Genomic DNA, 12,012 nt, shown 5'->3' on the forward strand with positions numbered 1-12,012 from the left:
ACCAGCGCGAGGTCTTCCAGCGGGCCGGCATGTGGCTCACCGCCGGCGAGTGGGGCGGGCCCAAGGACGGCGAGACCGTCGAGAAGCGCCTCATCCGCTACCGGACCGTGGGCGACATGTCCTGCACGGGCGCCGTCGACTCCGACGCGACCACGCTGGACGCCGTGATCGCCGAGATCGCCGCCTCCCGGCTCACCGAGCGGGGCGCGACCCGCGCCGACGACAAGCTGTCCGAGGCCGCGATGGAAGACCGCAAGCGCGAGGGGTACTTCTAGTCATGAGCACCACCACGGAACTGTCCGAGACCACGCTTCTGCGGTTCGCCACCGCCGGGTCGGTCGACGACGGCAAGTCCACGCTCGTCGGGCGGCTGCTGCACGACTCCAAGTCGGTGCTCGTCGACCAGTTGGAGGCCGTGGAGCGCGCCTCGGCCAGCCGTGGCCAGGAGGCCCCCGACCTCGCGCTGCTGACGGACGGTCTGCGGGCCGAGCGGGAGCAGGGCATCACCATCGACGTGGCGTACCGCTACTTCGCCACGCCCCGCCGCCGGTTCATCCTCGCCGACACCCCCGGCCATGTGCAGTACACCCGCAACATGGTCACCGGCGCCTCCACCGCCGAACTCACAGTCATCCTCGTCGACGCCCGCAACGGCGTCGTCGAGCAGACCCGCCGCCACGCCGCCATCGCCGCACTCCTGCGCGTCCCCCACGTGGTCCTGGCCGTCAACAAGATGGACCTCGTCGGGTACGAGGAGCGGGAGTTCGCGGCCATCGCCGAGGAGTTCACCGCGTACGCGACCGAGCTGGGCGTCCCCGAGGTCACCGCCATCCCGATCTCGGCGCTGGCCGGTGACAACGTGGTGGAGCCGTCGGCGAACATGGACTGGTACGGCGGCCCGACGGTCCTGGAGCACCTGGAGACCGTCCCGGTCAGCCACGACCTGGCGCACTGCCACGCCCGGCTGCCCGTGCAGTACGTGATCCGCCCGCAGACCGCCGAGCTCCCCGACTACCGTGGGTACGCGGGCCAGATCGCGGCCGGTACGTTCCGTGTGGGCGACCCGGTGACCGTGCTCCCTTCCGGCCGTACGACCACGCTCGCGGGCATCGACCTGCTGGGCAAGCCGGTCGACGTGGCGTGGACGCCGCAGTCGGTGACCCTCCTGCTGGAGGACGACATCGACATCTCGCGCGGCGACCTGATCGTGCCGAGCAAGGACGCGCCCGCGACCACCCAGGACATCGAGGCGACCGTCTGCCATGTCGCCGACGCCCCGCTGACCGTGGGCCACCGTGTGCTGCTCAAGCACGGCACCCGCACGGTCAAGGCCATCGTCAAGGACATCCCGTCCCGGCTGACGCTCGACGACCTGTCCCTGCACCCGCACCCGGGGCAGCTCGTCGCGAACGACATCGGCCGTGTGAAGATCCGCACCGCGGAGGCGCTGCCCGTCGACTCGTACGCCGACTCGCGGCGCACCGGCTCGTTCATCCTGATCGACCCGGCCGACGGCACGACCCTGACCGCCGGCATGGTCGGCGAGTCGTTCGCCTCGCCGGAGCCGGTCAAGGACGAGGCCGAGGACGACGGGTGGGACTTCTGACATGAACTCCACCGATTTCTTCTCCACGTTCGCGAAGGAGGGCGGCCGTGTCGGCAGCGGTGCTCTCGGGAGCGGGCAGGGCGGAGTCGCGCGATGTGCGCGCTGACGTACGCGCACGGCCTGCGCGCCCTCACCCCCCTCACCCCCCACCGCCGTAGACGAAAACCTGCCGACCTCCCGGCCACGACCTGACAGGCCGTGACCGCCGGGCCATCGAGAGGAACCCCTCCCGTGCCACCCAGTACCGTCGTACGCCGCACGCTCGCGGTCATCGCGGCGCTCCCCCTCCTCACCCTCGCCGCCTGCGGCTACGGCTCCCAGGCCAAGAAGGACGACGCCGCGCAGGTCGCCGCCGGTGCCAAGAAGATCGACGGTCTCGACACCGTGAAGATCGGCTACTTCGGCAACCTCACCCATGGCACCGCCCTGGTCGGCCGCCACGAGGGCATCTTCCAGAAGGAACTCGGCGGCACGAAGGCCGACTACGCGACCTTCAACGCCGGCCCCTCCGAGATCGAGGCCCTCAACTCGGGCTCCATCGACATCGGCTGGATCGGCCCCTCCCCGGCGATCAACGGCTACACCAAGTCGAACGGCAAGAGCCTGCGCATCGTCGGCGGCTCCGCGTCCGGCGGCGTGAAGCTCGTGGTCAACCCGGACAAGGTCACGTCCCTGAAGGACGTCAAGGGCAAGAAGATCGCGACCCCGCAGCTCGGCAACACGCAGGACGTGGCGTTCCTCAACTGGATCGCCGACCAGGGCTGGAAGGTCGACGCGCAGAGCGGCAAGGGTGATGTGTCGGTGGTCCGCACGGACAACAAGATCACCCCGGACGCCTACAAGTCGGGTTCCATCGACGGCGCCTGGGTGCCGGAGCCGACCGCGTCCAAACTGGTCGCCGAGGGTGCGAAGGTGCTGCTCGACGAGGCCGACCTGTGGCCCGACAAGAAGTTCGTGATCACGAACATCATCGTGTCGCAGAAGTTCCTGAAGGAGCACCCGAAGGTCGTCGAGGCGGTGCTGAGGGGCTCGGTCAAGACCAACGCCTACATCGCCTCCCACCCGGACGAGGCCAAGGCCGCGGCGAACGCCCAGCTCAAGGTGGACTCCGGCAAGGAACTGCCGGCCGAGGTGCTCGACCCGGCGTGGAAGTCGATCCAGTTCACCAACGACCCGCTGGCGTCCACCCTCGACACCGAGGCGGAGCACGCGGTCAAGGCCGGTCTGCTGGAGAAGCCCGACCTGGGCGGCATCTACGACCTGAAGCTGCTCAACCAGGTCCTCAAGGCCGAGGGCGAGTCCGAGGCCGACGACGCCGGTCTCGGCGCCAGGTAACCGCGCAGTCCGATCAGTTCCCAGGAGGTGACGACCATGGCCACCGCACTCGTCAAGGCCGCCGACGGCGTCCAGGCGGTCGAGCACGCCGCCCGTATCGAGCACGTCTCGAAGTCCTTCGCCGGGCCCGCCGGACAGCAGCTCGTCCTCGACGACATCACGCTCGATGTCGCTCCGGGCGAGTTCGTCACCCTCCTGGGGGCCTCGGGCTGCGGCAAGTCGACGCTGCTCAACCTGGTCGCGGGGCTGGACAAGCCGACCGCGGGCAGCATCACGACCGACGGGCGCCCCGCCCTGATGTTCCAGGAGCACGCCCTGTTCCCGTGGCTGACCGCGGGCAAGAACATCGAACTCGCCCTGAAGCTCAGGGGTGTTCCGAAGAACGAGCGGCGCGGCCGGGCCGAGGAACTGCTCGAACTGGTCCGGTTGAAGGGCGCGTACGGCAAGCGCGTGCACGAGCTGTCCGGCGGTATGCGCCAGCGCGTGGCGCTCGCCCGTGCGCTCGCCCAGGAGAGCAAGCTCCTGCTGATGGACGAGCCGTTCGCGGCGCTCGACGCCATCACGCGGGATGTGCTGCACGACGAACTGACGCGCATCTGGAGCGAGACCGAGGTGTCCGTCCTTTTCGTCACGCACAACGTGCGCGAGGCGGTCCGGCTGGCCGAGCGTGTCGTCCTGCTGTCGTCGCGGCCGGGCCGTATCGCACGGGAGTGGACGGTCGACATTCCGCAGCCGCGCCGTATCGAGGACGCCGCCGTGGCCGAGTTGTCCGTCGAGATCACCGAAGAACTGCGTGGGGAGATCCGCCGCCATGGCCAGCACTGAGACCAAGGCCGACGGGACCGTCAAGGACGACGGCAAGGGCGCCGTCAGGAATACGGGCGGCAACGACCTGGCGGGCCTCGAAGCGGGACTGGACGCCCTGGAGACGGTCCAGTCCGGGCGGACGCCGTTCCGGCAGACCTTCGTGCAGAAGATCATGCCGCCGCTGATCGCCATCGCGGTCGTACTGGTGCTGTGGCAGGCACTGATCTCCTTCAACGTCGTCGACGACCCGACCAAGCTGCCCTCGCCCGGCGACGTGTGGGGCGAGATCGAGGACGCCTGGCTTCAGGGCACCCTGCTCGGCTACATCTGGACGAGCGTCTCGCGCGGTCTGCTCGGCTTCCTGCTCGCTCTGGCGATCGGCACTCCGCTCGGTCTGCTGGTGGCGCGGGCGAAGTTCGTCCGGGCGGCGATCCACCCGATCCTCTCCGGCCTGCAGTCGCTGCCGTCGGTGGCCTGGGTGCCGCCCGCCGTCATCTGGCTCGGCCTGAACGACCAGATGATGTACGCGGTGATCCTGCTGGGCGCCGTCCCGTCGATCGCCAACGGACTCGTCTCGGGCGTCGACCAGGTGCCCCCGCTCTTCCTGCGGGCGGGCCGCACGCTGGGCGCGACAGGACTGAAGGGCACCTGGCACATCGTGATGCCGGCCGCTCTGCCCGGCTATGTGGCCGGGCTCAAGCAGGGCTGGGCGTTCTCGTGGCGCTCGCTGATGGCCGCCGAGATCATCGCGTCCTCGCCCGATCTCGGCGTCGGTCTCGGCCAGTTGTTGGAGAACGGCCGCAACACCAGCTCGATGTCCATGGTCTTCCTCGCGATCCTCCTCATCCTGATCGTCGGCATCGCCATCGACCTGCTGATCTTCAGCCCGCTGGAGCGGTGGGTCCTGCGCAGCCGCGGCCTCCTCGTGAAGAGCTGAGCCCATGCACACCCCGGTCCGCCCCGCCCGCCCCGTCCTGGTGGTCATCGCCCACGGCAGCCGCGATCCGCGGCACGCCGCGACCGTGCACGGCCTCGTCCGGCGTGTGCGGGCGATGCGTCCCGGGCTGCGCGTGGAGACCGGTTTCCTGGACTTCAACGTCCCGTCCGTAAACGGGGTGCTGGAGTCCCTGGCGGCGGAGGGCGGCGTACGGGACGTCGTGGCCCTCCCGCTGCTGCTGACGCGTGCGTTCCACGCGAAGGCGGACATCCCGGCGGTGCTGCGGGACGCGCCGACGCGGCTCCGCATCCGCCAGGCGGACGTGCTCGGCCCGTCACCCCTGCTGCTGGCGGCGCTCGAACGCCGACTGTACGAGGCCGGGCTGACGCCCGCCGACAAGTCCTCGACCGGGGTGGTCCTGGCCTCGGCGGGGTCCACTGACCCGGAGGCGATCGCAGTGATCGCAGACATCGCGCGGGAGTGGCGGCACACCGGTTGGTGCGCCGTGCGGCCTGCGTTCGCCTCCGCCGCGTCTCCCACGGGGTTCTCCCGCACGGAGGACGCCGTACGGGAGCTGCGCGCGCTGGGCTGTGCGCGGGTGGCGGTGGCACCGTACGTCCTGGCCCCTGGCTTCCTGCCGGACCGCATCGCGCGGGGCGCGGCCGGGGCGGACCTCCTGTCGGACGTGCTGGGGTCCGCGCCGGAGGTGGCGCGGGTGCTGCTGGAACGGTACGACGCGGCGAGGCTGCCCACGCCTGCGGCACTGGGCGCGTGACCCGCCCCATCCCTGCTGGGGGCTCCGCCCCCAGACCCCCGTTCGGCCTGAACGGCCTCGTCCTCAAACGCCGGACGGGCTGGAAATCCAGCCCCGGCCGGACAAATTCAGCCCCTCCGGCGTTTGAGGAGCGGGGGTCCAGGGGGCGGAGCCCCCTCGGCGGGGTCGAAGGGGCGGAGCCCCTGGAGATGGGACGGGTAGGGGCGGCGGGGGCGAGAAACATTCGGGGGTCAGCGGGGCAGGCGTCCCCCGGTGATTCGTGGGTCGCGCCCGCTCAACGCCAGCGCCCGCTCGAAGACGGACACATCGTCCGGCACGGGAACCGGGTCGGCGAAGCCGTCGTACTGGCGGTAGAGCTCGGCGTGGGTCTCGACCACGTCCAGCACCAGCCGGGCCGCGCCCTCGGAGAGGTGGATCTCCTGTCCGGTGGCGGCGGCGACGTCCCAGCCGTGGACCGCCATCTCCTTCACTATCATCCCGGCCAGGTCGGAGGCGGGAAGCACACCACCGCCCAGGTCGACCTCGCCCTCCCACACGGCCGGGTCGCCCCATGCGGCGACGGCGCGGTCCAGCTGGTCGGCGTACGCCCGCGCCCAGTCCGGGTCGGCGGTGAAGTCGCGTGCGGTCAGCTCCTCGGGGAGCGGCTTGCGCAGGGCGCGGTGCTCCAGGCCGTGCGAGGTGTAGAGGACCCAGTGGTTGACCAGGGCGCGGACGTCCCAGCCGGGGCAGTGCGTGGGCGCGGACAGCTGTCCCGCCGAGACGCCGCGGGCCACGCGGGCGGCCTCGGCGGCACATTCGACCATGTACGGGTGCACGAGTCTGTGCGGACTGTTCCGGTTGTTCTGGTGCTCATCGCTCATGTGCCCACGCTAGAGACGGCCGCCTCACACCTCTTGAACAAACGCGACACCACCAGCTCGCAGAGATCCCTCATGCAGGTGAAGCTTCCACAGGAGCCCCGTGGAAAAGGAAGAACTGTACGCGCTGGACATCACCGGGGCGAAGTGGCGCAAGAGCAGCCGAAGCCTTCTGATCTGCGCGGAGGTGGCTGAGATCGCGGGTGGTGCTATGGCACTGCGGGATTCGAAGAATCCCGCAATTGGCGACCTGCGGTTCACCGCCGAGGAATGGAGTGCCTTCCGGGACGGAGTAAGCGCGGGCGAATTCGGCTGACCGTCCGCCTCTCACGCCGGCCCCGCCGCGTCACCGGTCCCGGACCGGTGACGCGGCGGGGCCCGGGGCGCGCCACGCCTTCCCTCAAGGCGGCCCTGACCGCACTCGGGCCCTCCGCCGGGTCTGCCCCGCACTCTCCCCCGTCATCCCGAACACAGAGGCAAAGACGTGACCGATACACAACAGATCCTTCTCCCCACCAGCGGCGAGAGGGAAGCCCCCGTCCCCATGGACCTGGCCACCTCCGTGTGGACGGGCAGCACCAGGCACGGCCCCGGCGCTCATTGACAGCCGCCTCAGGCACGCGTGAGTTCCTCCAGCTTGACGACCGTGTTCCAGTTGCGGGAGGTGGCGACCAGGCCCTTGAGGGGCCGGGGCCGTGACAGAGCCTCCGCCAGCTTGGAACGGCCCAGCCCGTCGGGGGCGTACAGGTACAGGGCACGGTCACCGAGGCGGAACTCCTCGGGCAGGAAGACCTGCTGGTCGATCGAGGCGAAGCGGTCCCCGTCGACCGGGGTCGAGAAGTACGTGACGTGGAGTTGCCTGGGCTCCAGGTCGGCGGCCGGGAAGGGGCAGTCGTCCCGTATCGCCTTCAGATAGGTGTGGTCGCGCACGAGGACGTCGACAGTGAAACCGAAGTGCTTCTCGACGGCCTGCGTGATGTCCGCCGCGAGGGTGTCCTCGTCGCCGCTGTCGGCGCTGAAGACCGCGTTGCCGCTCTGCAGGTAGGTGGCCACACCGGTGTGGCCGAGGCCCGTCAGAAGGGTGCGCAGTTCGGCCATCGGCACCTTCTTGCTGCCGCCCACGTTGATGCCGCGCAGCAGCGCCGCGTACGTCGTCATCCGCCCACCCTACGACCCCGGCCGGACCGGCCCTCGATCACGGCCTCCGGCCGCCCGCTCCATTCCTGCGGTGATCTTCCGGCTCACCGCGGAGCAAGCTCGCTCTCGATCAGGTCCGCCGCCCGCCGCGTGCCCCCCTCCCCCGCCATCTGCTTCTGGATCTCCGCGAGCCGCCGCGCCACCTCCGGGTCCGCCACGAGTGCGAGTACCGCCTCACGCAGGGCGTCCGCCGTGGCCTCCTCCATCGGCAGATGCCGGGCGACCCCGAGCGACTGGAGCATGTCCGCGTTGCCGAACTGGTCGACGGCCTGCGGTACGGCGACCATCGGCGTCCCCGTGGCGAGGCCTTCCTGGCTGCCGCCCGCGCCCGCGTGCGTGATGAACGCGTCGGCCTGCCGCAGGACCGCCAACTGCGGCACCCAGTCCCGTACTTCGACGTTCGCCGGGACCGGCCCGAGTTCGGCCGGGTCCACGTGCCTGCCGACCTGGAGCACCATGTGCCAGCCGGGCAGGTCACCGAAGGCGGCCACGCACTCGCGGTAGAAGGCGGGCTGCTTGGTGAAGGCCGAGCCGAGAGAGACGAGGAGGACCTTCTCCGCGCCGGCCGGCCGCTGCCAGTCGCCCTCCGCCGCACGATCCCCCTGACAGGCGCCGACGAAGGTGTACACGGTCTCGTCCACCCGGTCGGCGTTCGGCTGGAGCGCCTTCGGGATCAGGACGATCGAGCGGGAAGGGTGTCCGCCGAAGCGGTCGGGGTGCTCGGTGATGCCGTTCTCCTCCAGCCACGCCTGGAAGCGGGCGTAGTAGGCCCGGCCGCGCTCGGTCTTCTTCGGTTCGGCCCACATCGGTTCGGCGACCTCCTCCTCGTAGCCGTCCCAGGCGACCAGGTTCGGCGAGAGGGAGATCGCCTTGACGCCCCAGCGGTGGGCGAGGACGCGGGCCGGGTACGAGGCGATGTCGTGCAGCACGAGGTCGGGTTCGTCGCCCTCGTATGCCTTGATCAGCTGGGGCAGGGCCTGGATGGCGTCGTCCAGGAAGGGCTCCACGTTGTCCAGGAGTGTGCTGCCCCAGGCCGAGGGGTCGTCGTCGGGGGACGGCAGCGTCGAGTGCCAGAGCCTGGGCTCGGCGCCCGTCGCGGCGACCTTGTCCGCGAACACCGGCGGGATCGCGTACGTCACCCGGTGGCCGCGTGCGACGAGTTCGCGGATCACTTCGAGGCTGGGGTTCACATGGCCGTGGGCGGCGATGGAGAACATGGCGATGTGTGAGGTCATGATCCGACCGTATGCGAGACGAGACGTCTCGTACAACTCAATTCCCCGCTGTTCCCCTGAGCGCAGCCGGCGCTGCCCTCAGCGCTGGTAGCGGGCCAGCACCAGGTTGCCGTCCTCGACGAGCCGTTCGCGCAGTTCGTCCAGGCCGATCGCCCCGCTGTAGTACTCCTGGAGGGCGGGAGTGGCGATCTTGTCCTTCCACTCCGGGTAGCCGCGCACGGACTGGGCGGGCGCCGAGCGGAGGTGGGCGGCCAGGGCCGTGCCCGTGGCCCAGTCGTGCTTCTGTGTGCGCAGGGCCGGGTCCCTGAGCGCCTCGCTGCCGGTGGGCAGCATCCAGTCGCCGAGCGCGAGGCGCACCATGTTCTCGGGCCGGAACATGAAGTCGATGAACGCGGCCGCCTCACGCTGGTGCGGGCTGTCCTCGGCGATCGAGAGCGTCTGCGGACTGACGCCCTGGGCGAGCCCGTCGGCGCCGGCCGGGGCGGGCAGCACCCGCCAGTCGAAGCCCTTGGGCGCCTGCTGCACGATCTGCTGACGGTAGGAGAACCCGAGCGGGACCATCGCGTACCGGCCGCCGAAGAACCCGGGCAGGGTGTCGGAGCCGCCCATGCCGAGCGTGCTGCCCGCCGCGCTGTGGTCGGTGTTCACCTGGTCGTGCACGGTCCGCGGGGTGACCGCGTCGGTGTCCTCGAAGCGGATCTCCACCTTGCCGTCCGGGCCCCGGTGGAACATCCGGCCGCCGGAGGAGAGCGAGAGGTTGAGGGTGGCCGAGACGGGCTCCTTGAGCGGCCAGGCGACGCCGTACCTGCCGTCGCCGCTCAACTCCCTGGTCACGGAGCGGAATTCGGCCCACGTCCACGGCTTCTCGGGGGTCGGGAGGCGTACGCCCGCGTCCTTCAGCCAGGTGGCGTTGGCGATGAGGACGCGTGGCTCCTGGAGGAACGGCACGCCGTAGACGCCGTCACCGAACGTCGTCGTCTCCCAGCTCCGCCGGGGGATGTCGGCCTTCAGCCGCTCGGACAGCAGATCGGTCAGATCGGCGAGGTAGCCGCCGTACGCGAAGTCGGCCAGGTCGTCGGAGGCGTCGTGGATGATGTCGGGCGCCTCACCGCCCTCGAAGGAGGTGAGCAGTTGGTCGTGGACGCCGTCCCAGCTGCCCTGGACGTACTCGACCTGGATGTCGGGGTGGGCCGCGTTCCACTCCTTCACCAGTTCTTCGTTGGCCTTGACGGACTCCTGCTGCCAGGCGAGGGACTGGAAGCGCAGGGTGATCCGGCCGTCGTCGCGCCCGCCGCCCGACGAGCAGCCCGCGAGGAGCAGCAGGAGGACCACGGCCAGCAGGCGTGCGCGCATCAGTTCTTCACCGCCCCGGCGAGCATGCCGCCCGTGATCCGCTTCTGGATGACCGCGAAGATCACGAGGGAGGGCAGGGTGGCGAGGAAGGCCGCGGCGGCGAGCGGTCCCAGGTCCGCCACCCCCTCGGCACCGATGAAGTGCGTGAGGACGACCGGCAGGGTCTGCTTCTCCGGGCTCTTGAGCAGCACGAGCGCGAAGAAGAACTCGTTCCACGCGGTGACGAAGGCGAACAGGGCCGTCGCCACGATGCCGGGCGCGAGCAGCGGCGCCGTGACCGACACCAGCGTGCGCGCCCGGCCCGCTCCGTCCACCGCCGCCGCCTCCTCCAGTTCGGGCGGCACGGCCCGTACGTACCCGACGAGCATCCACAGCGCGAACGGCAGCGCCCACACGACGTACACCATGATCAGTCCCGGGACGGAGTCGATCAGCCGGAGGTTCTTCAGCACCAGGAACAGCGGGATGATCACCAGCACGAACGGGAACGCCTGGCTGACCACCACCCAGCCGGTGGCGGCCCGAGCGAGCAGGGTGCGCCGCCGGGCGATGACGTACGCCATCGGCGTCGCGATCAGCACCGCTACGACGGCCGCCCCGACCGCCGCGACCAGGGAGTTCAGCAACGCGTCCAGCAGGGGCTGCTCGTCGAAGGCCTGCCGGAAGTTGGCGAGCGTGGGGTCCTTCGGGATCCAGGTGGGGTGCAGGCTGCCCAGTTCGCGCGGTGGCTTGAAGGCGGTCGAGAGCAGCCAGAGGAAGGGGAAGGCGAGGAACACGAGATAGGCGAGCAGGGCGAGGTACTGGCCGGCACGGGCGGTCCTCCGTGTCCTCATCGCTCCTCATCACCTTCCCTCAGCCGGCCGACGAGCCGGAGCGCGAGGAGCACCGAGATCACCGCCACCATCACGCATCCCATCGCCGCCGCGTACCCGAACTGCCCGTAGCGGAAGGCCTCTTCGTACGCGAACAGCATGGGCAGCCGGGTGCGGCCGCCGGGCCCGCCGTTGGTGAGCACGTACACGAGGGCGAAGGAGTTGAAGTTCCAGATGAAGTTCAGCGCCGTGATGGCGAGCGCCACCGGTCTGAGCGCGGGCCAGGTGACCGTGCGGAAGCGCCGCCAGGCTCCGGCGCCGTCCATCGCCGCCGCCTCGTGGAGTTCGCGTGGGGTGTTCTGCAGTCCGGCGAGCAGGGCGACCGTGGTCTGGGGCATGCCCGCCCACACGCCGACCACGACGACCGCGGGCAGGGCGGTCGCCAGTCCGCTCAGCCAGTCGCGGCCGTCGCCGAGGCCAAGGTCGCGCAGGGTCTCGTTGAGGATGCCCGCGTCCGGGTTGTAGACGAGGCGCCACATGACGCCGACGACCACCTCGGGCATCGCCCACGGGATGATCGCCAGAGCCCGCGCCAGCCAGCGCAGCCGGAGGTCCTGGTTCAGCAGCAGGGCGAGCCCGAGCGCCAGCAGGAACTGCGGCACGGTCACCCCGACCGCCCACAGCAGACCGATGCGGAACGACTCCCAGAACAGCGTGTCGTGCAGCAGGTCCTGGAAGTTGAGCGTCCCGATCCACTGCGTGGGGGCTGTGCGCCCCGACTGGGCGTCGGTGAACGCGAGCGCGATCCCGTAGAGCAGCGGTCCGACGCTCAACACCAGGATCGGGAGCAGCGCGGGCAGGACGAGGAACCAGGCACCGTGGTCGAGGACGCGGCGGCCCCGGCCCGCACCGGGCGCGCGCTTCGTCGGGCGGGGTCGCGGTGGTCGCCTCGGCTCGGTCGCCAATGTCATGGAATCGACTCCTCTGGGCGGCTCATAGAGGTCTGGCCGCCCGAGCGGCCTCCTCATGGTGCTGAGGGAGGGTCAGCTCGTCAAGGGATCGCGCAAGGCCGTCCGACCTGTGCGAATGCGACACTGG

Annotated in this window: 12 protein-coding genes and 1 pseudogene; 7 read left to right on the plus strand and 6 right to left on the minus strand. The window is 70.4% G+C overall.

Annotated features, from left to right (window positions below; genetic code table 11):
• The 6 genes and pseudogenes from IE262_RS33745 to IE262_RS33770 form a co-directional block, all read left to right on the plus strand.
• Positions 1-275: pseudogene (locus IE262_RS33745) on the plus strand (sulfate adenylyltransferase subunit CysD); the annotation flags it as partial.
• A 2-nt stretch (positions 276-277) separates the two neighbouring features.
• Positions 278-1,606: a sulfate adenylyltransferase subunit 1 gene (locus IE262_RS33750; protein WP_189879101.1), complete on the plus strand. Its 1,329-nt coding sequence runs from the start codon at positions 278-280 to the stop codon at positions 1,604-1,606.
• 231 nt (positions 1,607-1,837) lie between these two features.
• On the plus strand, positions 1,838-2,941 hold the full coding sequence (locus IE262_RS33755; protein ID WP_134028580.1) for an aliphatic sulfonate ABC transporter substrate-binding protein: 1,104 nt from the start codon (positions 1,838-1,840) through the stop codon (positions 2,939-2,941).
• Between the two features lie 36 nt (positions 2,942-2,977).
• Positions 2,978-3,766 (plus strand): ABC transporter ATP-binding protein, encoded by a 789-nt coding sequence (locus tag IE262_RS33760; RefSeq protein WP_189879102.1) that lies wholly within the window; start codon positions 2,978-2,980, stop codon positions 3,764-3,766.
• Complete coding sequence (locus IE262_RS33765; protein ID WP_189879104.1) at positions 3,753-4,685, plus strand: ABC transporter permease; 933 nt, start codon at positions 3,753-3,755, stop codon at positions 4,683-4,685. The genes IE262_RS33760 and IE262_RS33765 overlap by 14 nt, the downstream gene beginning before the upstream one ends.
• A 4-nt stretch (positions 4,686-4,689) precedes the next feature.
• On the plus strand, positions 4,690-5,460 hold the full coding sequence (locus IE262_RS33770) for a sirohydrochlorin chelatase (protein WP_134028586.1): 771 nt from the start codon (positions 4,690-4,692) through the stop codon (positions 5,458-5,460).
• A 230-nt stretch (positions 5,461-5,690) separates the two neighbouring features.
• Here the strand turns inward: IE262_RS33770 and IE262_RS33775 are convergent, their stop codons facing one another.
• Positions 5,691-6,320, minus strand: a complete 630-nt coding sequence (locus IE262_RS33775; RefSeq protein WP_189879107.1) for a TIGR03086 family metal-binding protein — start codon at positions 6,318-6,320, stop codon at positions 5,691-5,693.
• A 100-nt stretch (positions 6,321-6,420) separates the two neighbouring features.
• On the opposite strand from IE262_RS33775, the gene IE262_RS33780 reads away from it, so the two are divergent.
• On the plus strand, positions 6,421-6,633 hold the full coding sequence (locus IE262_RS33780; RefSeq protein WP_189879109.1) for a DUF397 domain-containing protein: 213 nt from the start codon (positions 6,421-6,423) through the stop codon (positions 6,631-6,633).
• Between the two features lie 296 nt (positions 6,634-6,929).
• Here IE262_RS33780 and IE262_RS33785 read toward each other — a convergent pair whose 3' ends face one another.
• From IE262_RS33785 to IE262_RS33805, 5 genes are all read right to left on the minus strand, one after another.
• Positions 6,930-7,475 (minus strand): DUF1697 domain-containing protein, encoded by a 546-nt coding sequence (locus tag IE262_RS33785; protein WP_189879111.1) that lies wholly within the window; start codon positions 7,473-7,475, stop codon positions 6,930-6,932.
• A gap of 83 nt (positions 7,476-7,558) precedes the next feature.
• Positions 7,559-8,749 (minus strand): macrolide-inactivating glycosyltransferase, encoded by a 1,191-nt coding sequence (gene mgt, locus IE262_RS33790; RefSeq protein ID WP_189879113.1) that lies wholly within the window; start codon positions 8,747-8,749, stop codon positions 7,559-7,561.
• Between the two features lie 78 nt (positions 8,750-8,827).
• On the minus strand, positions 8,828-10,102 hold the full coding sequence (locus IE262_RS33795) for an ABC transporter substrate-binding protein (RefSeq protein ID WP_189879115.1): 1,275 nt from the start codon (positions 10,100-10,102) through the stop codon (positions 8,828-8,830).
• A complete protein-coding gene (locus tag IE262_RS33800; protein WP_189879117.1) occupies positions 10,102-10,935 on the minus strand; it encodes a carbohydrate ABC transporter permease in 834 nt (277 codons plus the stop codon). The genes IE262_RS33795 and IE262_RS33800 overlap by 1 nt, the downstream gene beginning before the upstream one ends.
• Positions 10,932-11,885: a carbohydrate ABC transporter permease gene (locus tag IE262_RS33805; protein ID WP_189879119.1), complete on the minus strand. Its 954-nt coding sequence runs from the start codon at positions 11,883-11,885 to the stop codon at positions 10,932-10,934. The genes IE262_RS33800 and IE262_RS33805 overlap by 4 nt, the downstream gene beginning before the upstream one ends.
• Positions 11,886-12,012 lie beyond the last annotated feature (127 nt).

Origin of the sequence: Streptomyces bluensis (assembly GCF_014650715.1) — a bacterium.
In the GTDB taxonomy this organism is placed as follows: Bacteria; Actinomycetota; Actinomycetes; order Streptomycetales; family Streptomycetaceae; genus Streptomyces; species Streptomyces bluensis.

Coding starts and splice junctions, on each gene's coding strand:
- IE262_RS33750 (WP_189879101.1), top strand. CDS start 278: ATGAGCACCACCACGGAACTGTCCGAGACCACGCTTCTGCGGTTCGCC.
- IE262_RS33760 (WP_189879102.1), top strand. CDS start 2,978: ATGGCCACCGCACTCGTCAAGGCCGCCGACGGCGTCCAGGCGGTCGAG.
- IE262_RS33765 (WP_189879104.1), top strand. CDS start 3,753: ATGGCCAGCACTGAGACCAAGGCCGACGGGACCGTCAAGGACGACGGC.
- IE262_RS33770 (WP_134028586.1), top strand. CDS start 4,690: ATGCACACCCCGGTCCGCCCCGCCCGCCCCGTCCTGGTGGTCATCGCC.
- IE262_RS33775 (WP_189879107.1), bottom strand. CDS start 6,320: ATGAGCGATGAGCACCAGAACAACCGGAACAGTCCGCACAGACTCGTG.
- IE262_RS33785 (WP_189879111.1), bottom strand. CDS start 7,475: ATGACGACGTACGCGGCGCTGCTGCGCGGCATCAACGTGGGCGGCAGC.
- mgt (WP_189879113.1), bottom strand. CDS start 8,749: ATGACCTCACACATCGCCATGTTCTCCATCGCCGCCCACGGCCATGTG.
- IE262_RS33795 (WP_189879115.1), bottom strand. CDS start 10,102: ATGCGCGCACGCCTGCTGGCCGTGGTCCTCCTGCTGCTCCTCGCGGGC.
- IE262_RS33800 (WP_189879117.1), bottom strand. CDS start 10,935: ATGAGGACACGGAGGACCGCCCGTGCCGGCCAGTACCTCGCCCTGCTC.
- IE262_RS33805 (WP_189879119.1), bottom strand. CDS start 11,885: ATGACATTGGCGACCGAGCCGAGGCGACCACCGCGACCCCGCCCGACG.